Origin of the sequence: Mesorhizobium sp. L2C066B000, from assembly GCF_000502335.1 — a bacterium.
Lineage (GTDB): Bacteria > Pseudomonadota > Alphaproteobacteria > Rhizobiales > Rhizobiaceae > Mesorhizobium.
The window spans coordinates 299,818-323,661 of the sequence record NZ_AYWZ01000008.1 but is presented as its reverse complement, the minus strand read 5'-3'; the positions used below and the strand labels follow the sequence as shown (position 1 = coordinate 323,661).

Annotated in this window: 24 protein-coding genes; 10 read left to right on the top strand and 14 right to left on the bottom strand. The window is 64.2% G+C overall.

Annotated features, from left to right (window positions below; genetic code table 11):
- From X733_RS1000000168310 to X733_RS147255, 4 genes are all read left to right on the top strand, one after another.
- Positions 1–415: LysM peptidoglycan-binding domain-containing protein (locus X733_RS1000000168310; RefSeq protein ID WP_155924230.1), on the top strand; the 415-nt coding region annotated here is incomplete at its 5' end.
- Positions 416–645: 230 nt separating this feature from the next.
- Positions 646–981 (top strand): metalloregulator ArsR/SmtB family transcription factor, encoded by a 336-nt coding sequence (locus tag X733_RS147245; protein WP_023819191.1) that lies wholly within the window; start codon positions 646–648, stop codon positions 979–981.
- Positions 982–1,005: 24 nt separating this feature from the next.
- Positions 1,006–2,886: an ABC transporter ATP-binding protein/permease gene (locus tag X733_RS147250; protein ID WP_023819190.1), complete on the top strand. Its 1,881-nt coding sequence runs from the start codon at positions 1,006–1,008 to the stop codon at positions 2,884–2,886.
- A 282-nt stretch (positions 2,887–3,168) separates the two neighbouring features.
- A complete protein-coding gene (locus X733_RS147255) occupies positions 3,169–3,504 on the top strand; it encodes a hypothetical protein (protein ID WP_023819189.1) in 336 nt (111 codons plus the stop codon).
- Here X733_RS147255 and X733_RS147260 read toward each other — a convergent pair.
- Together X733_RS147260 and X733_RS147265 are read right to left on the bottom strand one after the other, a co-directional pair.
- Complete coding sequence (locus X733_RS147260; RefSeq protein WP_032911245.1) at positions 3,483–4,355, bottom strand: SMP-30/gluconolactonase/LRE family protein; 873 nt, start codon at positions 4,353–4,355, stop codon at positions 3,483–3,485. The two genes, X733_RS147255 and X733_RS147260, sit on opposite strands and share 22 nt — an antisense overlap.
- A gap of 97 nt (positions 4,356–4,452) precedes the next feature.
- Positions 4,453–5,133, bottom strand: coding sequence for a lysozyme inhibitor LprI family protein (locus X733_RS147265; RefSeq protein WP_196813742.1), 681 nt, complete (start codon positions 5,131–5,133; stop codon positions 4,453–4,455).
- Between X733_RS147265 and X733_RS147270 the strand changes: the two genes are divergently transcribed.
- Positions 5,039–6,097 (top strand): phosphatidylserine decarboxylase, encoded by a 1,059-nt coding sequence (locus tag X733_RS147270; RefSeq protein ID WP_348625867.1) that lies wholly within the window; start codon positions 5,039–5,041, stop codon positions 6,095–6,097. The genes X733_RS147265 and X733_RS147270 overlap by 95 nt on opposite strands.
- A 3-nt stretch (positions 6,098–6,100) precedes the next feature.
- A complete protein-coding gene (gene pssA, locus X733_RS147275) occupies positions 6,101–6,916 on the top strand; it encodes a CDP-diacylglycerol--serine O-phosphatidyltransferase (RefSeq protein WP_023672701.1) in 816 nt (271 codons plus the stop codon).
- A gap of 161 nt (positions 6,917–7,077) precedes the next feature.
- On the opposite strand, the gene X733_RS147280 is transcribed toward pssA, so the two are convergent.
- On the bottom strand, positions 7,078–9,300 hold the full coding sequence (locus X733_RS147280; RefSeq protein ID WP_023819186.1) for an AMP-binding protein: 2,223 nt from the start codon (positions 9,298–9,300) through the stop codon (positions 7,078–7,080).
- A 199-nt stretch (positions 9,301–9,499) separates the two neighbouring features.
- Here X733_RS147280 and X733_RS147285 point away from each other — a divergent pair, with 199 nt between their 5' ends.
- Positions 9,500–9,988: an antitoxin Xre/MbcA/ParS toxin-binding domain-containing protein gene (locus tag X733_RS147285; protein WP_023819185.1), complete on the top strand. Its 489-nt coding sequence runs from the start codon at positions 9,500–9,502 to the stop codon at positions 9,986–9,988.
- Positions 9,985–10,554 carry an RES domain-containing protein gene (locus X733_RS1000000168305; protein WP_081740687.1) on the top strand — a complete coding sequence of 190 codons (570 nt, stop codon included), beginning with the start codon at positions 9,985–9,987 and terminating at the stop codon, positions 10,552–10,554. Before X733_RS147285 ends, X733_RS1000000168305 begins: the two co-directional genes overlap by 4 nt.
- On the opposite strand, the gene X733_RS147290 is transcribed toward X733_RS1000000168305, so the two are convergent.
- Positions 10,494–10,904 (bottom strand): 4-oxalocrotonate tautomerase family protein, encoded by a 411-nt coding sequence (locus tag X733_RS147290; RefSeq protein ID WP_023819184.1) that lies wholly within the window; start codon positions 10,902–10,904, stop codon positions 10,494–10,496. The two genes, X733_RS1000000168305 and X733_RS147290, sit on opposite strands and share 61 nt — an antisense overlap.
- Positions 10,905–11,017: 113 nt before the next feature.
- On the opposite strand from X733_RS147290, the gene X733_RS147295 reads away from it, so the two are divergent.
- Positions 11,018–11,881 (top strand): LysR substrate-binding domain-containing protein, encoded by an 864-nt coding sequence (locus X733_RS147295; RefSeq protein WP_023693978.1) that lies wholly within the window; start codon positions 11,018–11,020, stop codon positions 11,879–11,881.
- A 134-nt stretch (positions 11,882–12,015) separates the two neighbouring features.
- Here X733_RS147295 and X733_RS147300 read toward each other — a convergent pair whose 3' ends face one another.
- The 3 genes from X733_RS147300 to X733_RS147310 form a co-directional block, all read right to left on the bottom strand.
- Positions 12,016–12,924, bottom strand: a complete 909-nt coding sequence (locus tag X733_RS147300) for a DMT family transporter (protein ID WP_023819183.1) — start codon at positions 12,922–12,924, stop codon at positions 12,016–12,018.
- Positions 12,925–12,975: 51 nt separating this feature from the next.
- On the bottom strand, positions 12,976–13,863 hold the full coding sequence (locus X733_RS147305) for a DMT family transporter (RefSeq protein ID WP_023689123.1): 888 nt from the start codon (positions 13,861–13,863) through the stop codon (positions 12,976–12,978).
- 149 nt (positions 13,864–14,012) lie between these two features.
- The gene (locus X733_RS147310; RefSeq protein ID WP_023819182.1) at positions 14,013–15,518 is read right to left on the bottom strand and encodes an alpha/beta hydrolase; all 1,506 of its coding nucleotides are present in this window, start codon (positions 15,516–15,518) and stop codon (positions 14,013–14,015) included.
- Positions 15,519–15,807: 289 nt separating this feature from the next.
- Here X733_RS147310 and X733_RS147315 point away from each other — a divergent pair, with 289 nt between their 5' ends.
- Positions 15,808–16,314 carry an OsmC family protein gene (locus X733_RS147315; protein ID WP_023702954.1) on the top strand — a complete coding sequence of 169 codons (507 nt, stop codon included), beginning with the start codon at positions 15,808–15,810 and terminating at the stop codon, positions 16,312–16,314.
- A 152-nt stretch (positions 16,315–16,466) separates the two neighbouring features.
- Here the strand turns inward: X733_RS147315 and X733_RS147320 are convergent, their stop codons facing one another.
- The 7 genes from X733_RS147320 to X733_RS147350 all read right to left on the bottom strand — a co-directional run bounded on the left by X733_RS147320 (position 16,467) and on the right by X733_RS147350 (position 23,773).
- Positions 16,467–16,688, bottom strand: a complete 222-nt coding sequence (locus X733_RS147320) for a hypothetical protein (RefSeq protein ID WP_023689120.1) — start codon at positions 16,686–16,688, stop codon at positions 16,467–16,469.
- 137 nt (positions 16,689–16,825) lie between these two features.
- Positions 16,826–17,455 (bottom strand): hypothetical protein, encoded by a 630-nt coding sequence (locus X733_RS147325; protein ID WP_023819181.1) that lies wholly within the window; start codon positions 17,453–17,455, stop codon positions 16,826–16,828.
- Positions 17,456–17,532: 77 nt separating this feature from the next.
- Positions 17,533–18,288 carry an SDR family NAD(P)-dependent oxidoreductase gene (locus X733_RS147330; protein WP_023705364.1) on the bottom strand — a complete coding sequence of 252 codons (756 nt, stop codon included), beginning with the start codon at positions 18,286–18,288 and terminating at the stop codon, positions 17,533–17,535.
- A 30-nt stretch (positions 18,289–18,318) separates the two neighbouring features.
- Positions 18,319–19,800, bottom strand: a complete 1,482-nt coding sequence (gene purF / locus X733_RS147335) for an amidophosphoribosyltransferase (protein ID WP_023672714.1) — start codon at positions 19,798–19,800, stop codon at positions 18,319–18,321.
- 131 nt (positions 19,801–19,931) lie between these two features.
- Positions 19,932–20,597 carry a CvpA family protein gene (locus X733_RS147340; protein WP_023711951.1) on the bottom strand — a complete coding sequence of 222 codons (666 nt, stop codon included), beginning with the start codon at positions 20,595–20,597 and terminating at the stop codon, positions 19,932–19,934.
- A 48-nt stretch (positions 20,598–20,645) separates the two neighbouring features.
- Entirely contained in the window at positions 20,646–22,049 is a 1,404-nt protein-coding gene (gene radA / locus X733_RS147345) for a DNA repair protein RadA (protein ID WP_023672716.1), read from the bottom strand.
- 230 nt (positions 22,050–22,279) lie between these two features.
- The gene (locus X733_RS147350; protein ID WP_023672717.1) at positions 22,280–23,773 is read right to left on the bottom strand and encodes a replicative DNA helicase; all 1,494 of its coding nucleotides are present in this window, start codon (positions 23,771–23,773) and stop codon (positions 22,280–22,282) included.
- Between the last annotated feature and the right edge of the window lie 71 nt (positions 23,774–23,844).

Below are 23,844 nucleotides of genomic sequence, written 5' to 3'. Positions count from 1 at the left end.
GGCTGCCCCTGCGAAGCCCGCACCAGCCGCACCGGCGGCTGAAGCGCCGGCTCCGGCTGCCCCGGCGGTTGCCGGGGCACCTGCGGCACCGGCAGCGCCTGCCGCTGAGGTTCCAGCCGTCGTCGCGGCGGCAACGCCCGATGTGCCAGAGACGGTGGCGCCAAAGCTTGAACATGCCGACGGCGCGGTGATCATCCGCAGGCACGACACGCTGTGGCGGATCTCACGGCGCGTCTACGGTCACGGCGTGCGCTTCTCGACCATCTATCTCGCCAACCAGGACCAGATCAGCGATCCCGACCGCATCTGGCCGGGGCAGGTGTTCAAGGTCCCGGAAAAGTCAAAGGAAGGCGAAGCCGCCGACCTCAAGGCGATGGGCGAGCAGGTGACAACGGCGCCGGTGAAGACGCAGTAGCGGCCGAGCGCTTGATCTCCCCCCTTGAGGGGGAGATGGCCGGCAGGCCAGAGGGGGTCGCCGCGCATAGAACGCCGACCTTCTCTTTGCTGCAAACGACGTTGCGTCAGGACGTACCGACCCCCTCTGTCGCCTTCGGCGACATCTCCCCCTCGAGGGGGGAGATTAGGTCGCTCTACCCATCGGGTTAGCTTGCCACGCACCCGTTCATCGTCTATCGCCGATGAACGATGGCAGACTCGCTCACTGAACCAGAACACGCAAACTGCGCACCGCCCCAAAGCCGCGCCGTTGCCGCGAGCTTCGCCGCACTCTCGCACCCAGCGCGCATCGAGATCCTTAGACATCTGTCGGCCAGCCGCTCCTGCTGCTGCCGTGAGGTTGTCGACCATCTCGACCTCGCGCAGTCGACGGTCTCCCAGCATCTGAAAATCCTGGTCGAAGCAGGCTTGGTCCGCTTCGAGCCCGACCGCCAGCGCTCGCGCTATCAGCTCGACCGCGCCGCGCTCGCCGACGTTTCCGCATCGCTGACCGCACTCGTCAATTCCTGCTGCTCCGGCCGCTGATTTCTCACCCAAAAGGCAAGACAAGTGGCAGAAAAAACCGTTTCCGATAGCTCGACCTTCAGCACCTTGCGCAATCTGTGGCCCTATATGTGGCCGGCCGACCGCGCCGATCTCAGGGCACGCGTCACTTGGGCAACGCTGCTTCTGGTCGTTGCCAAGTTGACACTGGTTGCCGGGCCGTACTTCTTCAAATGGGCGACCGATTCTCTGGCCGGTGACGCCAAATCGCCGCCGCCGCTGCCATCCTTCCTGCTGGCGCCGGTGATGCTGGTCGTCGCCTACAATGTCGTGCGGCTGGTGCAACTCGGCTTCAACCAGCTGCGCGATGCGCTGTTTGCCCGCGTTGGCCAATATGCGGTGCGCCAGCTCGCGTTCCGCACCTTCGTTCACATGCACCAGCTGTCGCTGCGCTTTCACCTCGAGCGCCGCACCGGCGGCCTGTCGCGCATCATCGAGCGCGGCACCAAGGGCATCGAGACTATCGTGCGCTTCATCATGCTGAACACGGCGCCGACCATCCTCGAATTCGCGCTGACCACCGGTATCTTCGCCTACACTTATGGCTGGAAATATGTGGTCGTGGTGGCGGCCACGGTGTGGCTCTACGTCTGGTTCACGGTGCGCGCCAGCGACTGGCGCATTTCGATCCGCCGCGACATGAACGATAGCGACACCGACGCCAACACCAAGGCGATCGACTCGCTGCTCAACTACGAGACGGTCAAATACTTCAACAACGAGGGTATGGAGGCTGAGCGCTTCGACCGCTCAATGGCACGCTATGAGATGGCGGCGACCAGGATCTGGACCTCGCTCGGCTGGCTGAACTTCGGCCAGGGCATCATCTTCGGCCTCGGCACCGTTATCGTCATGTGCATGTCGGCGCTGGAGGTGCAGGCCGGCACGCAGACGGTCGGCGATTTCGTCTTCATCAACGCCATGCTGATGCAGCTTTCGGTGCCGCTCAATTTCATCGGCTTCATCTACCGCGAAATCCGCCAGGGGCTGACCGACATCGAGCAAATGTTCGACCTGCTCGATGTGCCGCAGGAGATCACCGACAAGCCCGATGCCAAGCCACTCGCCGTTACAGCCGGCAAGGTCGAGTTCCGCGACGTGCACTTTGCCTACGATCCCAACCGCAAGATCCTGAAAGGTGTCTCCTTCGAGGTACCGGCCGGCAAGACGGTGGCCATTGTCGGACCGTCCGGCGCCGGCAAGTCGACGATTTCGCGGCTCTTGTTCCGCTTCTACGACGTCCAGGGCGGTCAGGTGCTGATCGACGGCCAGGATGTCCGTGATGTGACGCAGGCGAGCCTGCGCGGCGCGATCGGCATGGTGCCGCAGGACACCGTGCTGTTCAACGACACCATCGCCTACAACATCCGTTACGGTCGCATCGGTGCCAGCGAAGAGGATATGCAGAAAGCCGCCGAGCTTGCCCAGATCGGCCCGTTTATCGAACGGCTGCCGGAAGGTTATCGCTCGATGGTCGGTGAGCGCGGGCTAAAGCTGTCGGGCGGCGAAAAGCAGCGCGTGGCGATTGCCCGCACGATTTTGAAGGCGCCGCCGATCCTGATGCTCGACGAGGCGACCTCGGCGCTGGACAGCCACACCGAACAGGAGATCCAAGCCGCCCTCGACCTGGTCAGCAAGGGCCGCACCACCATCGTCATTGCCCACCGCCTGTCGACGGTGATCACCGCCGACGAGATCATCGTGCTCAAGGACGGCGAGATCGCCGAGCGCGGCACCCATGCCGAGCTGATGCGCCAACATGGCCTCTACGCGTCGATGTGGGACCGCCAGCGCGAAGCGACAGAAGCCGAAGAGAGGCTTCGAGTTGCACGCGAGAGCGATGAGCTGGGTGTGGTTGTGCGCAGGCGGACTTCGGAGGTGAGCTAGGCGGCGGAGCGCCGATCTCCCCCCTTGAGGGGGAGATGTCGCCGAAGGCGACAGGGGGTCGCCGCGCGTGGAGCGCTAACCTTCATCGGTCGCAAGGGGGGCGCATCCAGTCGAACCGACCCCCTCTGGCCTGCCGGCCATCTCCCCTCAAGGGGGGAGATATGCAGCGTCGTCGCCATCATCACCACCGAAAATTTCCCCTTGACCTCAACCTAAGTTGAGATCGCAAACCCGTTCCTGAGCCACCGAACCCAAGTCGTTCAAGAACGGAGACAGATTCAAATGGATAAACTTGCCGAGGCAGCCGTGTTCAGGGTCGACAAATTCGTCGTTCCTGCCGAGGCCCGTGAAGAAATCCTTCTCAAGGTCAGGGCGACTCATGAATTGCTGCGTCTGCAGCAAGGCTTCGTCCAGGATTTCGTGCTCGAGCAATTTTCGGGTCCGGGTGAGTTCAACCTGGTCACCATTGTCGAATGGGAAAACCAGGCGGCCGTCGACAATGTCGTGCCGATCGTCAAGGCGGCCCACGAGCGGGCGGGCTTCAGCCCGCAGGAGACCATTGCCCGGCTGGGTGTGAAGGCCGATATCGCCAACTATCAGCGTCTGCCTGAGATGTAGGAGGGCCAGCCCGTGCCAGGTGCTGGCGCCTCGACGCTCAGCACCTGGCCGGTGCGGGCATCGCTGATCATGTTCTCGAAACCACGCCATTGGGCGGCAACGATGAACAGCGTCTTGCCATCCAGGCCGCCGAGCATGCAGGCAAAGCAGCCGCGATCGGCATTGACGGACTGCAAGACCTCACCACCTTCGCGCACCCGCACACAGCGTTTGTTGGGAACATCCGCATACCAGGCAGTTCCTTCGGCATCGAGGCAGACGCCGTCGGGAAAGCCATCGAGATCGGCCCAGACGCAGCGGTTGGAAAGCCCGCCATCCTCCGCGATATCGAAGGCGGTCAGCCGGTTGGCATGCGACTCCGCCACGATCAGTGTCCTGTTGTCCGGCGTCACCGCCATGCCGTTGGCGAAAGCGATGTTCTCGGCCACTTGTCGAACCGAGCCGTCCGGCGTGATCAGCACGATGGTGCCGGGCCCGAAATGCTCGCCCGGTGCAGGCGCCGACCCGCCGCCATTGACATAGATGTTGCCGCGCCCGTCGACGACGATCTCGTTCCACGGGCTGTTTGACAGCGACCGAAGATCGGCATGGGTGGCCAGCGTTCCATCCGCCTCCTGCCGCAGCAGCAGCCCTTCACGCCCCGAGATGACCAGCAGCCGCCCGTCCGGCAGCCAGTCGATGGAATAGGGCAGGGTGGCTGGTATCTTGAGCAGGATCTCGCTGTCGCCGTCTGCATCGACGGCGACGATCTCGCCGGTGCCCCAATTGCAGAGCCACAGCCGTCCGTCATGCCAGCGCGGCGACTCCCCGAACGCGAGGCCGGCGGCAACGAGACGCGTCTGGTTCAGCATTTTGGGGTAACTCCTTGTTGGGTGCGCAATCATGGCAAGGAACCATGATCGCCGTCTCACCAAGGACGGGTGAGGGGTGGTTTTGCCGACAGCAGGTTTACTGTTTTTCGCTCAGGAAGAACGTGCCATCGGCATGGCCGTTGGCACCGCATGACAGGGGCTCCGATCTGCCATCCTTGCCGGCGCCGCTCTGCTCGACGACAAGCGCATCGCCGTCGCGTCGGAAGGTAAAGACAAAACCGGTTGGGTTGTCGTTGTCGACGGCACGGTCGACCAGCCGCAGAGTGTTGCGCTCCTCGACCGGGCCGTCGATCTCGCATGACCCACTTCCCGAGACTGGATTGGAAACGACATCTTCCGAGATTTCGACCTTGCCTCCGCCCACAGCCTTGATGTCGACGCTGCCGCGCACGCTGCTCCATGTGCCGATCAAACCTGCATCGGGGGGCTTGCGTATGCCGGACAGGAAGGTTGCGCGGTCGCGCAGGAATTCGCCGAGATCGAAAGTCTGTTGGTTCTTTGGCGAACTTTCGTTGAAGCCGGCGATCTGGTCGCGATACGCGATGAAATCGCTTTGGTCGTCCCGCAGCGCCTTGCCGGCATGAGCATCGAGCCTCTTCAGCAGCGCGGTATAATTCTTCGCGACGTCGGCATCGGCTTGCGCCAGGACCGGATCGGCGCAAATGGCCTTTTCCGCCACGCTGGCGGCCTTGGCGCAGTCGAAGGATGGCTTGCCTTGCGCAACTGCGTGGTCGCTCGCTGCCACAAGTACGGTCAAAACGGCACCCACGGCTGACGATCGTATGGCAACAAGATACGTTTTGCCTGAATTTGGCGCCATGGCAGTCGGCCTTTTCGCCGCGCGTTCAGTCGGCGTTGGCCCGAATTCTGGCGGCAAAGCCGGCGGCAGGCAAGCACGTCACCGTTCCTGCCGGCTGCGGACGATGCGGCCTTGCCCAATGTTGCGTTGCGGCAGCGGAGCCTTTCCGGTATTGAGGCCGGACCTGAAACAGGGACCGCCCCCATCCCATGAGCCCCATCCGATGAGCCTCGTCGATTCGATCAAGAATGCCTTCGTTCCGATCCATCGCGAGGGCTATCCGTTCATTGCCGCCTTTGGTGCGGGCACGCTGTTCCTCGGCTATTTCTCCTCGGTGCTGTTCTGGATCGGCCTGATCCTGACCGCCTGGTGCGTCTATTTCTTCCGTGACCCCGAGCGTGTCACCCCGGTCGATGACAGGCTGGTGGTCAGTCCCGCCGACGGCGTCATCTCGGCGGTCGGCCCGGCCGTGCCGCCGCGCGAGCTTGGCCTCGGCAACACCGAGATGACCCGCATCTCGGTGTTCATGAACGTCTTTTCCTGCCATGTGAACCGCGCTCCGGTGCGCGGCCGCATCACCAAAATCGAGCACCGGCCGGGCAAGTTCCTGAATGCCGAACTCGACAAGGCAAGCTCGGAGAACGAGCGCAACGGGCTGGTCATAGACAGTCCCAACGGCATCGTTGTCGCCGTGCAGATTGCCGGCCTGGTGGCGCGCCGCATCGTCTGCTGGGCCGAGACCGGCGGCTCCATTGCCGTCGGCGAACGCTTTGGCCTGATCCGCTTCGGCTCGCGCGTCGATGTCTTCCTGCCGTCGACCGCGGTGCCGCGCGTCGCCGTCGGCCAGACGGCGGTCGGCGGCGAAACCGTGCTCGCCGAATTCGGCGGCGTCGCCGCAACCCCGCTCGTCAGGATTTCGTAAGCGGTGGGCGCGCCGTTCAAAAAGTTCGAGGCCCATGGCAGCGGCGGCCCGCGCATCCGCGAAATTCCGATGCGCATGGTGCTGCCTAATCTGGTCACCGTGCTTGCCATCTGCGCCGGCCTGTCCGGCATCCGCTTCGGCTTCGAGGGCCGTTTCGAGCCGGCCGTGGTGATGGTGCTGCTCGCCGCCTTCCTGGACGGCATAGACGGGCGCCTGGCGCGCATGTTGAAGGCGACATCCAAATTCGGCGCGCAGATGGATTCGCTGGCCGACATCGTCAATTTCGGCGTCGCACCAGCACTGGTGCTCTACGCCTTCCTGCTCGACCGCGCCGGCTCATTCGGCTGGATCGCAGCCCTTCTGTTCACCATCGCCTGTGGCCTGCGGCTGGCGCGCTTCAACGTGCTCGACGAAGACCATGACCGGCCGATCTGGCAGAGCGAATACTTCGTCGGCGTGCCGGCGCCGGCCGGCGCCGTGCTGGTTATGCTGCCGCTCTATCTGTCGTTCCTGCGGCTCGGTCTCGAGCCCGACCGCTTGACGGCCTTCGTCGCCACCGGCTTCACCGTCCTGGTCGCTTTCCTGCTGGTCAGCCGGCTGCCGGTCTATTCCGGCAAAAGCCTGAAAGTGCCGGGCGACAAGGTGCTGCCGATCATCCTGGCGGTCGTTCTCTACGTCCTGCTGTTGATGACCTATCCCTGGTACACGCTGACCGCCTCTGTCGCAGGCTATCTCATCTTCCTGCCTTTCAGCGTGCGGGCGTATTCGAAGCGCGCCAAGCGCGAGGGCGAAAAGGTGCCGCCTTCGGATATCGGGTAGTTGTTATCTCCCCCCTTGAGGGGGAGATGTCGCCGAAGGCGACAGAGGGGGGTCGGTACGCCCCGGACGCGACCTCGTTTGAGCGAAGAGGACGTCGGCGCTTCACGCGAGGCGACCCCCTCTGGCCTGCCGGCCATCTCCCCTTCGAGGAGGGAGATACGCTAAGCCGCCAGGCCCAGCCCCAGCTTCTCGATCGCCAGGTTCCGCGTCGAGACATAATCCGTCTTGCCGGAACCCAGCACCGGGATCTCCTCGACCTTGACGATGTCGTTGGGCACCATCAGTTCGGCCGCACCTGCCTTCTTGCCGAAGGCGCGCAGTTCTTCCGGATCGGCGTCGTCGGCGGTGGTGACCAGCACGATGCGCTCGCCCCGCCTCTTGTCCGGCACCGCCACCGCGGCGTGGCGCTCTTCCGGCCACAGCGACTGCACCAGCATCTCGACGGCGCCCAACGACACCATCTCGCCAGCGATCTTGGCGAAGCGTTTTGCCCGGCCGCGAATGGTGATGAAGCCTTCGCGGTCGACCGAGACGATGTCGCCGGTGTCGTGCCAGCCGTCCAGCGGCTGCAATTCGCCGGGCCGGTCAGCGGTCATGTAGCCCATCATCAAATTCGGCCCGTCGAGCCACAGGCGGCCGGCACCCTCGATACCCTCGACCGGTTCGAGCTTCATGCGCATCGCCGGCAACAGCCGTCCGACCGTGCCGTCGCGACCATGGATGGCGGTGTTGACGGCGACGACGGGAGCGGCCTCCGTCAGCCCGAACCCCTCGATGATCGAGGCATCGAAGCGCTCGCGATAAACGCGCCGCGTCTCCGGCTTCACCGCTTCCGCGCCGGCGACGACGAAGCGCAGGCTGGAGAAATCGCCATCCTTGGCGGTGCGGGCATAGTTGGCGAGGAAAGTGTCGGTGCCGAACATGATGGTCGGCTTCACCTTGCGGGCGATCTCCGGGATGATCTTGTAGTGCAGCGGTGACGGGTAGAGGAACAGTTTCACCCCGGTCACCAGCGGCAGGATGGTACCGCCGGTCAGGCCGAAAGAGTGAAAAACCGGCAGCACGTTGAGCAGGATGTCGGACGGCGAAATGGTAATGCGCGCCTCAGCCTGCATGGCGTTGGCGTGGAGATTGCGATGCGACAGCACCACGGCCTTGGGCGTGCCTTCCGAGCCTGAGGTGAACAGGATTGCGGCGGGCTTGGCCGCATCCTGCCGCTGCAGCGGGAACCGCCAGAGCACCGCTGCTGCGAGCTTTTCCAGCGTCGTGACGCTTGCGCGCACATCCTCCAGCCACAGCATCTTGGCGCCGCCGGCCTCGACCGCGGCGATGATGTCGGCAAGCGCCGCCTTTTCGACGAACGCGCGCGAGGAAACCACCGTTCGGATGACTGCGGTGCGGACCGCGGCCGTGACGCTGGCCGGCCCTGCCGTGTAGTTGATCATCGCCGCTACCCGGCCGGCCGAGAGCAGGCCGACGAAGGACAGCACCACGCCATTGGCGTTGGGCAGCAAAACCCCGACCGCTTCGCCGGGCGCCGCCACCGCCTCGAAACGGCGGCCGAGCACGCGCGCGCCGATGAACATTTTTCGATAGCTGAGCGAGCCGCTGATCACATCCTCGATGATCGGGTGCGAGGCGCCGGTGCGATCCGCGGCATCGCGCATGGCCAGGAACAGGCCGCGATCGAGGTTGCTGCCATAAAGCCGCGCCTCGGCGATGCGGTCGAACAACGCATTTGTGTTGGAAGCCTGGTCGGGGTTGCGCGCCACCAGTTCGGCAATCGTCATTGGTTCCAGCACGCTGATCGAGAGTTTTGGGAACCAGTGGCGCGGCGCCCGGTTCTTTGGCGTCAAGGAAACCGGCAGGTCGCGCGCGCCGGTGACGAAGATCGGCACGATGCGGGCGTCGGCCTGCATGGCGATGCGGGTGACGGCGCGGAACAGGCGGAACGTCTTCACATCGGGCTCGACGTCACCGGGCAGATAGACGGCAAGCCGGCCTTTACCCTTCAGCACCCTGACCAGCCGCCGGCTGACGAAGAGATGCTCGGCGTTGAAGGCGATGGTGCGGCCAAGCTCGCGCCAAGGCTCCATCCAGGGCGAGCGCGCCGAGGCCTCGTCGAGAATGTGCAGCGTGTCGTCGGGCAGCAGCGACAGCATCAGCGCCGGCTCGAAGCGTGACTGGTGCGAGACCACATAGATCACCGGCGTCGGCGCGTTGCGGGCAATGCGGATGCGCCGGTCATCGATCCGGTAGGCGAGCTTGAACGGACCATAGAGTAGCGCCTGGGTAAAGCGCAGGTCGAGACGAAACGTCTCGATCGCGCCAATCAGCAGCCAGGCCAGCACGAGGCCTGCAAGCAGCGCCAGTGTCAGGATCATGCCGCGTCTCTCCCAACGGTCCGGTATGCGGCTCTTCGTCCGCTTCGAGAGCAGAGGGTAGCGCAATGGGGAGCAAGGTCAATGCGCGGGTGCGAGGGAGCGGTGTTCCACCTGACCTCACCAGGCAATTACCCAAACGCAGGCCTTGAAGTGTTGCGACACGTGTCGTAAATAAAGCGACACGTGACGGAGAGGTAATATGGCCAGTTCCCCGATGGGTTCTGCCGAGGCACCGCATATGGAGCCGGAGTTCGAACGGATGGTCGACCTGTTTGGTGGACGGAAGGTTCTTGGATTCTCGGTAGCCAGTCCTCTTGAGGCACATGAAATGATCCTGCATGGAATTCCGGGCCAGGCGCTCGAAAGCCTCGTCAGGCATCTGATCATCATTGATCCCGCCGATGCGTTTGAGACCGCATTCGGCATGAGCGAGCGGACATTTCAGCGGCACAAATCGGATCACTCCAAGACCCTCAGTCGGGAGCAAGGTTCCAGAATCTGGAACTTCGCCAAGGCCCTGACAAAGGCCACGTCCGTGCTCGGGACTCAGGAAGACGCGGAAAAATGGATGATCGAGCCTGCCATGGGTTTGGACAATCGCCGGCCGATCGATCTGCTGGCCACGGCGGCGGGCACTGCGCTTGTGCAGGAGTTTCTTGGGCGGCTCGACTATGGTGTTTACGCGTGACGCCTTTGCCGGGCTCCCTCGGAACAGGGCAGTTGTTGGGCTGGAGGCTTGATCACAGACGCTTCAAGGCGAGCTGGGACAGTGGCGAAGGAGCCTTCAAGCTTGGGGGAAGGTGGAACAGCAAAGGGATCAGAGCCGTATATGCGTCCATCGACCCATCGACCGCCATCTTGGAGGTGGCGGTCCACAAGGGGTTTCGCACGCTGGATGCTGTCCCTCACGTGCTGACGGCATTCGACATCGTCGATCCATCAGTGATTTATGTGGTCCAAACCGACGATATTCCGAACGCGAACTGGCTGCGTCCCGGCATCCCCGGCGCGGGACAGCAGCAGTTCGGCAATGGTCTGCTGGCAAAGCATCCGTTCTTTCTGATCCCCAGCGCCGTATCCCAGCACAGCTGGAACCTGGTGTTCGATCCCAACCGGGCGGCAGGCCTTTATAGCTTGCATCTCCGGGAGGATTTCGCGCTTGATACAGGCTTCATCCGCCCGCTGGGTAGCAATCAGGCCGTGGCCTTCAGCCGCCCACTGATGAACCGGAACTCCTGCGACTTGCCGCCATAACCGTAAGCAGCGGCCGGGACTTCATGCACGAAGGCATAGCTTTCCTCGTGCACACCACCCAGCAACTTACCGAAGGCCTCAAAGATCGCCTTCAGATAGGCTTCCAGCTCCAGCTTGGTGTTGGTGCCGTCGACCACCTTGATGTCGAGCCAGAACGTATCGGCGCCATGCTCCGCCAGCGATTTGCCGCCGGCGAACCAATGCTGCGGGTCGACATAGGTGACGGCGACGGCGGTGATCGTCGGGTCCTTGCGCAGATGGGCTGCGGTCAGGCCGGTGATTTCCTTGGCGATTGTGGCGGACAGCTTGGCGTCGGGCTTGCCGGTGACGCTGATGTTGATGATGGGCATATTTTCTCTCCTTCGTTTGAGCGGCGTCTGTTTGCCGTTGGAGAGACAATGCCATCATCTTTGAATCAAAAAAATCGAATCGTTTCGAACAAAAGGTTCTGTATTATCGAAGTATGCAAGCTCTCGATCCCGATCTGCTCAAAACCTTCCTTGCCTTTGTCGATGGCGGCTCGCTGGCTCAGGCTGCGTCTGCTGTCGGCCGCTCGCCCTCGGCGGTGACCGCGCAGATGCAGCGTCTGGAGGAGATCGTCGGCGAACCGCTGCTGGTGGCGCAGGGGCGCGGGCGCGGGCTGACGCCGGCCGGCGAGGATCTTGTCGGTCATGCCCGCCGCATTCTTGCCGTGCACAGCGAGGCCTGGTTGGCGCTCAAGGGCGCGCGTGCCGCCGGCCGCGTCGCCATCGGCACGACACAGGATTTCGCCGATAGCGGCCTGCCGGAGCTGCTGCGCGCCTTCGCGACCAGCCATCCGCGCGTCAGGGTCGAACTCCGCGTCGGCCGTTCGGCCGAGCTTGGCGAGGCGCTGCAGGCCGGGCAGCTCGATCTGGCCGTTGTCATGCGCAAGACGCCGGCCAATGATGAAGTCGGGCTGTTCAGTGAGCCGATGCTGTGGCTGTGCTCGCAAAAAGGGCTTGCCGTGCGGGAAGAGGAATTGCCGCTGGCGCTGCTCGACCCCTATTGCGGCTTTCGCGAAGCAGCACTCGCGGCCCTCGATGCTGCCGGCCGCCGCTACCGCATTGCCGCTGGCAGCGCCAGCCTTGCCGGCTTGCGCACGGCGGTCAATGCCGGCATCGCGCTGACCTTGCGCACCGCCCGCTTTGCCCATTCAGGCATTGCCGAAGCACCGCGCGAATTCGCCCTGCCGCCGGTGCCGACAGCGCAATTCGCGATAAAACTCGGCCAGGGCGCCGAGCGGCCGGCGCGCGATCTTGCCATCCTGCTCAGCGACAACCTCGCCTTGCCCGGCTTTGCCGGCTGATGTCCAAAGAAAAAGCCGACCTTTACGGTCGGCTTTGAGGAAGACGGGTCGAGGGGTTTGGGGGGACTTGGGGGGTGACCCGTCGCACATAAAACTGCCTGATCCGCATGATGGTTCCATGACTTGGAAAATAATTATTGGGTTGCCGCACTTTTTCTCGCGGCCAGCCAGTCGCGCACCGCATGGGCGAAAACCGCGCACAGTACTATGGCGCCGCCGATCAGGCTGGCGGCCGGCGCGATCTCGCCGAGGAACAGGAAGGCGAACAGGATCGCAAACGGCACTTCGGCGGCACCGAGAAGGCCGGACTCAGGCGCAGGGATCAGCCGCGAGCCTTCCGTCCACAGGATCGACGCCGCTGCGAACGATCCTCCGAAGGCGACGAGCAGCACGGCGTCGCGAGCAGAAATCGCCAGGGGGTCGGTGACGAACCAGCCGAGCACGAACAGCAGAAGCGCTGAGACTGCGCCCGCCCACACCACCGGCGTGTCGCGGAAGGCGCGCACCATGATCATGTAGAGCGCGCTGCCGGCGGTCATCAGCAGCGCGAGCCCATCGCCAAACAGATGACCGCTGCCGAAGCCGGAGCCGACCATCATCGCCACGCCGCACAGCGAAACGGCGGCGGCGGCAAGCGTCTGCGCCCGGAACGGCTCGCGCACCAGCACGAAGGCGAGCAGCGCGGTGATGAAAGGCGCGGTGGCGTAGATGACCGCGACATTGGCGACATAGGTGAATTTGAACGCCGAGATGAAGGCGATGCTGGCCGCGGCGCCCTCAAGGGCCAGCAGCCAGCCGCGCCAGCCAAGCCGCAAGCTTTCCCGCCCGCCGGAGCGGCGCCGGCGCCACAGCACATAGAAGGTGATCAGGATCGCGCCGACAAAGCCGCGCCAGCAGGTGATGGTCAGCGGGTCGGCGTGGATCGATTTGGTCAGCACGCCGGTGAGGGCGAAGAAAGCCGCCGAGGCCGCCACCAGCATGATGCCGAGCGTACGCTCGGCAGCGGTATCTGTGGTGCCTGGGCCGTCGAGCGCTTCCGTCATCTCAGCAGCCTATCCGTCTTCTCCTGCCACCATGCTGTCAGCACGGGGTACTCATAGCCGCTTGCGGAAATGCTCGTTGCCGATGATCAGCAGGCCGGCGCCGACGATCAACGCCGCCCCCAGAAACACCTCGCGACGCGGCACGTCGCCCCAGATCGCAAAGCCGAGCCCGAAGGCCCAGACCAATGAGGTGTATTCGAACGGCGCCACGATCGACACCGGCGCCCGCTTCATGCCTTCGAACAGCATAAATTGCGCCACGCCGCCGAGCGCGCCGACGCTGATCAAAAGCAGCAACTGGCGCCAGTCCGGCATCTGCCAGACCAACAGCGCCGGCACCGTGGAAAACACCAGGAAGTAGAAATTGTTGAGCACAAGCTGGATCAGCGTGCGCTCGGCCAGCGCCGTCTTGCGCAACAGCACCACGGCAATGCCCCACAGCACTGCCGCAGCCAGTACCAAGAGCATCGGCACGGACAAGCCGAGACGAGTGGGATCACAGGCGATGAAGACGCCGACGAAGCCGATGAACACCGCCAGCCAGCGCAACAGAGGCACCTTTTCGCCAAGCATCACCACCGACAGCACGGTGACGATGATCGGGGCGGCGTAATAGATGGTGGTGAGTTCGGCCAGCTGCAGGGAGCGGGCCGCGTTGTAGTAGCAGAGCCAGGCGCCGAGCGTGAAGGCGCTGCGCACCAGCATCGGCCGCACGATGGGCGAGCGCATTGTGTCGGCAAAGATGGGCGGTCCGCCGATTGCAGCACAGCCGATAAGCACAGCGATCGAGCGGAAGAACATGATCTGCCAGACGCTGATGCCGACGACCAGAAGCTTGATCGCGGCGTCCTGCGTCGAAAACAGGAAATAGGCGCAGCCGGTGAACAGGATGCCGGCAAGCACCCTTTCGCGGGTTTCCAGAATGGCAATATCGGCCATGCGGCGTGTCCGGCGCTGTCAAGAGGACGAAGAAGAAGCCTGCCCCAATCAGGCTCCCATTGCAGGCTACACGGGCGAAAGCCTGCGGGGCGCTACGCCAGTGGCAAGCTTGCGTTGGCGCAGCCTGGCCGACAGCGTGGGCACGCCGTTCACTGTGTTGCCTGGTAGAGCTCCGAAGCGGCCTCCTTCAGGGCGCGCCGGCCGCCCGGCCTGAGATACATCATGTGGCCGCCCTCGATGACGTCGAGACGGATGGGTTTTGCCGCGCCCAGCGTCGGGATTTGGCTCACCAGATAGCGTGAGGCCAGATAGGGCGTGACCAGATCGGTGTCACCGTTGACGATCACCACGCCAAGCCCCGGGTTGAGCGAGCGCGCCCGCTGCAGATCGTCCATCACCCCGGCATAGCCTTGCCGCGAGCCGCCATAGTCCCAGGCGTGGGTCACATCGCCATTGAGCAACCTGTAGCTGACATCGGTGCGAAAATTCAGCTCGTCGCGCGCATAACCGACAAAGGCCGAGGTCAGCGCCGGCACGCTGCGGTCGAGCACCGGATCCGGGCCGGCGCTGCGGGCGCTCTCCGGGGCGATGTCGCTCGTGGCGATGGTGCCGTCATACGGGCTGAGCACTTTTCCACTGGGGCGCTGGAATTCGCGCGCGAACAGGGCGGTCGGGATGCGGGCGAAATTGCGTTGCACGAGGTCGAGCGGCAGGCCGGTGATCTCGGCCACGCGCTGGCTGGCCAGCCGCCCGCCCTGTTCCAGCCCGCCGGTCAGAGCCGTGAGGTAGTCGCCCAGCGCATACTTTTCGACCTCGGCGACCTTTTCGCGCAGTGCTTCGCCGCTGAGGCCTTCGCTGCGCAGGCGCACCGCCGCCATCGAGGGCAGTTCCAGCGCCCAATGCAGCGGCTGGAATTCGTCGGGCAGCACCAGCGTGAACTCCAGTGCAGGCGAGATCAGCACGATGCCGTTGGGGCTCAGGCCGACATCTTCCTGCAGGGTCCTGGCGAGAAGTGCCGCTCGGAACCCGCCATAGCTTTCGCCGGCGAGGAAGAGCGGCGATCCGGTGCGGCCGTTCTGGGCGAGATAGAGCCGGATGAAAGCGCCGATCGAACTGGCGTCCTGGCTGACGCCCCAAAAATCTTTTGTGTCCTGGCCGGGGGCCTCGCGGCTGTAGCCGGTGCCGACCGGATCGACGAAGACGAGGTCGGTCATGTCGAGCCAGCTGTCGGGATTGTCGATCAGCTTTTGCGGCGGCGGCAGGAATTGGCCATCGGCGCCGGTCGCGACGACACGCGGGCCGAGTGCGCCGAGATGCAGATAGGCGGATGCCGCGCCCGGGCCGCCATTGAAGACGAAGGTGATGGGGCGAGCCTTCTCCGCGCCCGCCAGTGGCGGCAGCGTATAGGCGACATAGAAGATTTCCGCGGTGACCTCGCCCTTGCCGGACAGCAGCGACAGCGTGCCGGCCTTAGCCTGATAGTCCAGCTTGCGCCCGGCAATGGTGATTGAATGGCTGGTCGTCTGCGGTGCCGGCAGCAGCGACAGCACGCCGCCTGCCGGTGCGGGGCGCTCGGGCGTTTCGGCGAGGACTGGCTGCGCGAAGGCTGCAAGCACCAACAGGGTAAGCGAGATCAGTTTCAGCGTGAACGGCATGATGTCTCCGCGGGAATGACTCTGCTTAGGTATGGCCGGGGCGGTCGAAGTCAAAGTAACTCTTCGTGAGGTAGCATTCCTTCAGCCCCCTCTGTCCTGCCGGACATCTCCCCCCACAGGGGTGGAGATTGGATGTCGCGACCGCCTTCGCTAATCGCCGGCGTAGAAAGCGCCATCGGCGAAGCTGCAGATCTCCCCCCTGTGGGGAGGTGGCCGGGCCAGAGGGGGGCGCTGTCTCGCTGGCATATCAGTGCTATCAAAGCGCGACGGACTCGAAAAGGAATGCAACATGGACGCCACCGCACTCAAGGCCATGCAGGCACCGATCAAGGAGGCTTATCGCGACGATTCCTCGCGAGCGCTGATCACGCTTCGCGCCAAAGGCTCCATCGACGACCAGTCGATTGCCTGCAAGGTCGAGACGGGCAGGGCGCTGGCGGTCGCCGGCCTGCATCCGGCGACCGGCGGTTCCGGGCTCGAATTGTGTTCGGGCGACATGCTGCTCGAGGCGCTGGTGGCGTGCGCCGGGGTGACGCTGAAGGCGGTGGCCACCGCACTAGAGTTCAAACTCGGCGCAGCCACCGTCGAGGCCGAAGGCGATCTCGACTTTCGCGGCACGCTGGGCGTGGCCAAGGACGCCCCCGTGGGCTTTCGCGCCATCCGGTTGAATTTCAACCTCGACACGGATGAGCCGCAGGATCGCATCGACGCGCTGATCAAGCTGACGGAACGCTATTGCGTGGTCTTCCAGACCATCAACAGCAAGCCGGAGCTGACGGTGAAGGCGCGCGCCTGATCTCCCCCCTTGAGGGGGAGATGTCGCCGAAGGCGACAGAGGGGGTCGGCCGACTGGACGCGACGCCCTTTGTGCGGAAGGAGGTTGGCACTCTACGCGAGGCGACCCCCTCTGGCCTGCCGGCCATCTCCCCCTCGAGGGGGGAGATTGCGCTACTGCGCCGCCGGCTCTTCCGCATCACCCTCATCGGTGAAAGGCGAGGCGCTCGGCACGCAGTTGACCGCCCAGCCGGCCGGCGTCGGCTGCTTCTGATATTCGGTAATCGCGTTTGTGCACTGTTCGCGGGTGTCGAAGGTGCTGGGCAGCACCACCATGCCGCCTTGCGGGCCGGCGATCACCAGGTACCAGACCAATGCTACGCTGGGAGCAGCCATGGGAATTCCTCGCTTTGCTGAGTGTCGGAGTCGGGTCGACCCTAGCAACTCCCGGCTGATGGCGAAAGCAGGGCGAGGGGGGAGGGGGCCTGCCGGACCATCACAGACCCGTGAACGAACCGCTCCCCAGACTTCTCTCAGTTCGTCGCAAAGCAGTAGAACAGGCCGTCGCCGCCGGTGCCTTTCAGCGCCTCCTGGCTGCAGCCGCCGCGCGAGGCATGCGAGGAGTTCCAGGATTTCGCCGCCGCCGACTCGTCGAGGCCGGTGCGGTCGTGATGGCCCATCATCGCCGCGCCCTCCGCCCCGCTCAAGGTCCAGTCGCCGCAGGTCTGGTCGGCGATCTTGGTGCCGTCGGGCTTCGAGCCGGTCAGAATGTCGTGCCGGTTCGGCTTGTCGCCGCGGCCGTTGACCATCTCGCCCTTTTCGTTGAGCGCCGTCTGCTTGGTGATGGCGTTGGCGTCGCTGTGCAGCGAGGCGACGTCATCGGCGATCTTCTCGCCCTTGGCGTTGACCCAGGGACCCTTGCCGATACGGTCGCGCGCATCGACATTGGCGCTCGAGAGATAGGCGTGCCATTCCTTGCCGGTAACCCCAGCCGCTTCCGCCAGCGAGGCGCAATGCGCGTCGGCACCCTTGAGACCGCCGAGATCGGCGCCCTTGCCGGAACCGACGCTGGTGACGAAGAAACTCATCTTGGCGTCTTGCGCCAGCGCCACGCCGGCTGTGGCGGCAATCGCGGCGGCGGCAACGAGAAGAAGTCTACGCATGTCGGTCCTCCGGTTTCGAATGTCCTACATTCGAAGAAACGTAACTGGAGGCCTGTTTAATCCCGCTACAACCCGGTTTATTCCGGCTGCCGGTAGGCGACGAAGCGGTTGTTCTTGACCTGGAAGATCAGCCCCGTCTCTTTCATCTCGGGGCTCGCCAGCGGCACGATGCGTTTTGCCACCTCTGACGGGTGCGGCAGCGTTTCCGGATCCTCGCCGGGCGCGGCCTGCGCACGCATGGCGGTGCGGGTGGCGCCGGGGTCGACCGCATTGATGCGGAGCGCCAGGCTCTGCGTCTCATGCGCCCAGGAACGCGTCATGGCTTCCACAGCCGCCTTCGACGCCGCATAGGGCGCCCAGAAGGCGCGCGCCGAATGCGCGGCCCCGGACGACATGAGAATGGCGCGGCCGGCGTCGGACAGCCTGAGCAGCGGGTCGACCGAGCGGATCAGCCGCCAGGTCGAGGTGACATTGATGGTCATAACCTTCTCGAAGGTTTTGGCCTCGACATGGCCGATCGGCGAGATGACGCCGAGCACACCGGCATTGGCCACCAGAATGTCGAGCTTGCCCCAGCGCTCGTGAATGGCGCCGCCCAGCCGGTCGATGCCGGCCATGTCTGAGAGGTCGAGAGGCACCAAAGTCGCTTCGCCCTTGCCGGTTTTCGCGCGCTCGGCCTTGATCTGGTCGTCGAGTTCTTCCAGCCCGCCGACGGTCCGGGCTACCGCAATGACATGCGCGCCGGCGGCGGCAAGTTCCTTGGCGATGAAGTAGCCGATGCCGCGCGAGGCGCCGGTAACGACCGCGACGCGGCCGGAGAGGTCGAGGGTCATGCGAGCGCTTTCAAGGATAGCAGTTGGGCTTTACGCCCCGTTGTTCGCCAGCAGCGACAGCGTGCGCACATTGTCGTGGCCTTCGAAGTCGAGCAGGCGGGTCGGGTACTGGCCGGTGAAACAGGCGTCGCAGAATTGCGGCTGCTCATTGTCGCGGCTGGCTTCGCCGACGGCGCGGTAGAGCCCGTCAATGGTGAGGAAGCCGAGCGAATCGACACGGATGAACTCGGCCATTTCCTCGATCGACATGCGCGATGCCAAAAGCTTCGACTTCTCCGGCGTGTCGACGCCGTAGAAGCACGACGCGCTGGTCGGCGGCGAGGCGATGCGCATATGCACTTCCTTGGCGCCGGCGTCGCGCACCATCTGCACGATTTTCTGGCTGGTGGTGCCGCGCACGATCGAATCGTCGACCAACACCACGCGCTTGCCCTCGATCATCCGGCGGTTGGCGTTGTGCTTGAGCTTGACGCCCATATGGCGGATCGAATCGCCGGGCTGGATGAAGGTTCGGCCGACATAGTGGTTGCGGATGATACCGAGTTCGAAGGGGATGCCTGCCGCCTGGGAGAAGCCGATTGCCGCCGGCGTGCCGGAATCCGGCACCGGCACGACGATATCGGCCTCGACCGGGCTTTCCTGCGCCAATTCGGCGCCGATACGCTTGCGCACTTCGTAGACATTGCGGCCTTCGACCGAGGAGTCCGGGCGGGCGAAATAGACATATTCGAAGATGCAGAAGCGGGTCTTCTGCGGCTCGAAGGGGAACAGGCTCTCGATGCCCTTCGAGGTCACCACGACCATTTCGCCGGGCTTCAGGTCGCGCACGAAGCGGGCGCCGATAATGTCGAGCGCGCAGGTTTCGGAGGCCAGGATCCAGGCGCCGTCGAGGTCGCCGAGCACCAGCGGGCGGATGCCGAGCGGATCGCGGCAGCCGATCATCTTCTTGGAGGTCATCGCGACCAGCGAGAAAGCGCCTTCGACCTGACGCACGGCGTCGATGAAGCGCGAATTCAAATCGCGTTCCTTGCTGGTGGCAACGAGATGCAGCAGCGTCTCGGTGTCGGAGGTCGACGAGAAGATCGCGCCCTGCTTCTGCAGCGCGCGCTGCACGGTCATGGCGTTGGTGAGATTGCCGTTATGGGCGACGGCAAAGCCGCCATCGGCGAGTTCGGCGAAGAAGGGCTGGATGTTGCGCATGCCGGCGCCGCCGGTCGTGGCATAGCGCGTGTGGCCGATGGCACGGTTGCCTTGCAGGCTGTCGATGACGTGCTGCTTGGTGAAGGTGTCGCCGATCAGGCCGACATGGCGTTCGACATGGAACTGCGTGCCGTCATAGGAGACGATGCCGGCCGCTTCCTGGCCGCGATGCTGCAGCGCATGCAGGCCTAGCGTTACGATGGCCGCAGCGTCCTGCCGGCCGAAAATGCCAAACACCCCGCATTCGTCGTGGAAATGATCGTCTGCTTCGGCGGAAAGCACGTCGTCCGCGTCTGCCTTCGAAACTGCCATGGGGCTCAAGCTCCGCTAAAATGGCCATATAGTGCGATAGCACCGCGAAAGCAACGCACGTCGTGCGCCGTTCACACCATAGTCAGGCCGGAACTGCCGGGATGGCGCCTGTCAGGCACCATCCGTCCGTATCAGTTTGCCGGCGCGGCTGGGGCCGGAGCCGGAGCAGCGGGTGCGTTATCGGCCGGAGCGTCGGTCTCGTCGTCGGGCGCCGGCGTATCGTCACCGGTTGCCGGAGCATCCGCCGCCGGTGCATCGGCCGCCGGAGGCGTCTCGGCTGCCGGCTGATTCGGATTGAGCTTCTTCAGGATGGCGTTTTCCGGATCTTCGGGCAGCAGGCTTTCCAGCTTGGCGCCGATGGTCTCGAGCAGCGGCTTCGACTTGGCGTTGGCGATCCAGGCAGGGGCCTTGGCGCCGGCCAGCCAGTTGAAGAACAGCAGCGCCACGGCGACGACGAGGACGCCGCGCGCGGCGCCATAGAGGAAGCCCAGCGTACGGTCGAGCGCGCCGATCCTGGAATCGATGATCCAGTCGGCAAGCTTCATGGTGATGACGGAAACGACGATCAGCGCGATGAGGAAGACGATGCCGGCGGATGCCGCCATGGCGATCTTGTCGCTTTCGACATAGGGCTGAACGTAAGGCAGCACCGGCTTGTAGAAGAAGAATGCCGCCGCGGCGGCAGCCGCCCAGGACACGACGGACAGGATTTCGCGTGACAGGCCGCGAACCATGGCGAGCATCGCCGAGACCAGGGTGAAGCCGACGAGAATTCCGTCCAGCAGCGTAATCGGCATGTCTTTCGCCCCACTCAGATTGTCTTTTCACGGCTCGGGCGAGCCGCGTCAATCTTCCACGTCGACACGGCTGCGCCGTGAGCCGGCTATGCGTGCGACGAGATCGGCAAGTTCGGTCGGCTGGAAAGCGCCGGCCCCGATCCCCCCGACAACCTCCTCGCTGCCCAAGGGCAGAACCGCACTTCCAAAACCCAGCTTTTCGGCCTCTTTAAGGCGCTGCTGCGCATGCGCAACCGGCCTCACTGCGCCCGACAGGCTGATTTCGCCGAAATAGACGCAATCGGCGGGAAGGGCAAGACCGGTGAGCGACGAAACCAGTGCAGCGGCAACCGCCAGATCGGCCGCCGGCTCGGAAATCCGGTAGCCGCCGGCGACGTTGAGGTAGACATCGTGGGTGCCGAAGCGCACGCCGCAATGGGCTTCGAGCACGGCAAGGATCATCGACAGCCGTGCGCCGTCCCAGCCGACGACGGCACGGCGCGGCGTGCCCAATGTGGACGGCGCCACCAGTGCCTGGATCTCGACCAGCACCGGACGTGTCCCTTCCATGCCGGCAAATACCGCGGCACCCGGCGATTTTGCGTGGCGTTCGCCGAGGAACAACTCCGACGGATTGGCGACCTCGCGCAAGCCCTTGTCCGACATCTCGAAAACGCCGATCTCGTCGGTCGGCCCAAACCGGTTCTTCACCGTGCGCAGGATGCGGTAGTGATGGCCGCCTTCGCCTTCGAAATAGAGAACGGCGTCGACCATGTGCTCGACGACGCGCGGACCGGCGATCTGGCCTTCCTTGGTGACATGGCCGACCAGCACGATGGCAGCACCGGTGGATTTGGCGTAGCGGATCATCGCTTGCGCCGAGGCGCGCACCTGGGTGACGGTGCCGGGCGCCGAGTCGGCCATGTCGGTCCACAGCGTCTGGATGGAATCGAGGATGACGAGGTCCGGCCTTCTGCCGTCGGCTATTGTTGCCAGGATATCCTCGACATTGGTCTCGGCGGCAAGTTCGACCGGCGTGTCGGCGACGCCAAGCCGCTGCGCCCGCAGCCGGATCTGCGCGACAGCCTCTTCGCCCGAGACATAGACGATGCGGTGGCCTTTTGACGCCAATGCTGCTGCGGCCTGGGTAAGCAGCGTCGACTTGCCGATGCCGGGATCGCCGCCGACCAGCAGCGCCGAGCCGCGCACGAAGCCGCCGCCGGTGGCGCGGTCGAGTTCGCCAATGCCCGAGATGATGCGCGGCGCGTCCTCGATGTCACCGGACAGGCTGGTCAGCACCACGGCGCGGCCCTTGCGCGCATTGCGCGTGTTGGCCGGTCCCGAGCCGATGCCGCCGGACGTGCCTTCCTCGACGAGTGTGTTCCACTCGCCGCAGGCATCGCATTTGCCGGCCCAGCGCTGATGCACCGACCCGCAATTCTGGCAGATGAACTGGACGCGCGATTTAGCCATGGAGTGATGCTGCCTGCAAATGACCGAAGGAGGGTGATCTTGCACACCCCCCTCTGTCCTGCCGGACATCTCCCCCGCAAGGGGGGAGATTGGCTATCGTCGCTGCTTTCGCCAATCCCCAACGTCGCAAGATGAGCGCCATTCGCAAAGCTGCTGATCTCCCCCCTTGCGGGGGAGATGGCCGGCAGGCCAGAGGGGGGTGTGACGGAGCGCTGCGGTAGGCCAAAAAGCTACTCGAACCTCTCCGCAATATGATGCTCTTCGGCGAGGTCGGAAAACCGTGTGAACTCGCCATGGAAGGCGAGGCTCACCGAACCTGTCGGGCCGTGGCGCTGCTTGGCGACGATGACTTCGGCCTTGCCGCGCATCTCGTTCATCTCGTGTTCCCACTTGATGTATTCGTCGGTGCCGGGCTTCGGTTCGCGGTTCTTCAGATAATATTCCTCGCGGTAGACGAACATCACCACGTCGGCGTCCTGCTCGATCGAGCCGGATTCGCGAAGATCGGACAGCTGCGGGCGTTTGTCTTCGCGGCTTTCGACCTGACGCGACAGCTGCGACAGCGCGATGATCGGAACGGAGAGTTCCTTGGCCAGCGCCTTGAGGCCGGTGGTGATCTCGGTGATTTCCTGCACCCGGTTCTGTGACGATTTCGCGCTCGACCCCTGCATCAGCTGGATATAGTCGATGACGATGAGGTCGAGGCCGCGCTGACGCTTCAGCCGCCGCGCCCGCGCCGACAGCTGCGCGATCGAGATACCGCCGGTCTGGTCGATGAACAGCGGGATCTTCTGCATGGTCTGCGAGCAGGCGACCAGCTTTTCGAAATCCATCTCCGAAATCTCGCCGCGGCGGATTTTTGACGACGAAATTTCCGTCTGTTCGGAAATGATGCGGGTGGCGAGCTGCTCGGACGACATTTCCAGCGAGAAGAAGCCGACGACGCCGCCATTGGCTGCCTTGAACGAGCCGTCGGCCTGCTGCGCCGGCTCATACATCTCGGCAATGTTGAAGGCGATGTTGGTGGCGAGCGACGTCTTGCCCATGCCCGGACGGCCGGCAATGATGATCAGATCCGACGCCTGCAGGCCACCCATGCGGCGGTCGAGATCGCGCATGCCGGTGGCGAGGCCCGACAAATGGCCGTCGCGCATATAGGCGGCGTTGGCCATGTCGACGGCGGTCTTGACCGCGTCGGTGAAGCTCTCGAAGCCGCCATCATAGCGGCCGGTTTCGGCCAGTTCGAACAGCCGCCGCTCGGCATCCTCGATCTGTTCGGACGGCGCCATGTCGACCGGCGCGTCATAGGCGATGTTGACCATGTCCTCGCCGACGGTAATCAGTGCCCGGCGCGTGGCCAGATCGTAGATGGCGCGGCCATAATCGGTGGCATTGACGACGGTGACGGCTTCGACCGCCAGACGAACCACATATTGCGCCACCGTCATGTCGCCGACCTTCTCGTCGGCCGGCAGGAAGGTTTTCAGCGTGATCGGCGTCGCCACCTTGCCCATGCGGATTAGCTCGGCCGCGACCTCGAAGATTTTCCGGTGCAGCGGCTCGTAGAAATGGCCGGCCTTGAGGAAGTCGGAGACGCGGTAGAAGGCATCGTTGTTGACGAGGATGGCGCCGAGCAGCGCCTGCTCGGCCTCGATGTTGTTCGGCGCTTCACGATAAAGCGGTTGCTGCTCCGCCACGCCGAATTTTCGCGCTGCCTCTGCCATGATGTCCCCGATTTTGATCCCGGCTTCTCGATATCAGAACGAGATAAATCGGTGCTGACCTTTCTGCATCA

Excerpts from the sequence above, each read along its gene's own strand:
- X733_RS147245 (WP_023819191.1), top strand. The coding sequence starts at position 646 with ATGGCAGACTCGCTCACTGAACCAGAACACGCAAACTGCGCACCGCCC.
- X733_RS147255 (WP_023819189.1), top strand. The coding sequence starts at position 3,169 with ATGGATAAACTTGCCGAGGCAGCCGTGTTCAGGGTCGACAAATTCGTC.
- X733_RS147260 (WP_032911245.1), bottom strand. The coding sequence starts at position 4,355 with ATGCTGAACCAGACGCGTCTCGTTGCCGCCGGCCTCGCGTTCGGGGAG.
- X733_RS147270 (WP_348625867.1), top strand. The coding sequence starts at position 5,039 with ATGGCCTTTTCCGCCACGCTGGCGGCCTTGGCGCAGTCGAAGGATGGC.
- X733_RS147280 (WP_023819186.1), bottom strand. The coding sequence starts at position 9,300 with ATGATCCTGACACTGGCGCTGCTTGCAGGCCTCGTGCTGGCCTGGCTG.
- X733_RS147285 (WP_023819185.1), top strand. The coding sequence starts at position 9,500 with ATGGCCAGTTCCCCGATGGGTTCTGCCGAGGCACCGCATATGGAGCCG.
- X733_RS147290 (WP_023819184.1), bottom strand. The coding sequence starts at position 10,904 with ATGCCCATCATCAACATCAGCGTCACCGGCAAGCCCGACGCCAAGCTG.
- X733_RS147295 (WP_023693978.1), top strand. The coding sequence starts at position 11,018 with ATGCAAGCTCTCGATCCCGATCTGCTCAAAACCTTCCTTGCCTTTGTC.
- X733_RS147300 (WP_023819183.1), bottom strand. The coding sequence starts at position 12,924 with ATGACGGAAGCGCTCGACGGCCCAGGCACCACAGATACCGCTGCCGAG.
- X733_RS147305 (WP_023689123.1), bottom strand. The coding sequence starts at position 13,863 with ATGGCCGATATTGCCATTCTGGAAACCCGCGAAAGGGTGCTTGCCGGC.
- X733_RS147310 (WP_023819182.1), bottom strand. The coding sequence starts at position 15,518 with ATGCCGTTCACGCTGAAACTGATCTCGCTTACCCTGTTGGTGCTTGCA.
- X733_RS147315 (WP_023702954.1), top strand. The coding sequence starts at position 15,808 with ATGGACGCCACCGCACTCAAGGCCATGCAGGCACCGATCAAGGAGGCT.
- X733_RS147320 (WP_023689120.1), bottom strand. The coding sequence starts at position 16,688 with ATGGCTGCTCCCAGCGTAGCATTGGTCTGGTACCTGGTGATCGCCGGC.
- X733_RS147325 (WP_023819181.1), bottom strand. The coding sequence starts at position 17,455 with ATGCGTAGACTTCTTCTCGTTGCCGCCGCCGCGATTGCCGCCACAGCC.
- X733_RS147330 (WP_023705364.1), bottom strand. The coding sequence starts at position 18,288 with ATGACCCTCGACCTCTCCGGCCGCGTCGCGGTCGTTACCGGCGCCTCG.
- purF (WP_023672714.1), bottom strand. The coding sequence starts at position 19,800 with ATGGCAGTTTCGAAGGCAGACGCGGACGACGTGCTTTCCGCCGAAGCA.
- X733_RS147340 (WP_023711951.1), bottom strand. The coding sequence starts at position 20,597 with ATGCCGATTACGCTGCTGGACGGAATTCTCGTCGGCTTCACCCTGGTC.
- radA (WP_023672716.1), bottom strand. The coding sequence starts at position 22,049 with ATGGCTAAATCGCGCGTCCAGTTCATCTGCCAGAATTGCGGGTCGGTG.
- X733_RS147350 (WP_023672717.1), bottom strand. The coding sequence starts at position 23,773 with ATGGCAGAGGCAGCGCGAAAATTCGGCGTGGCGGAGCAGCAACCGCTT.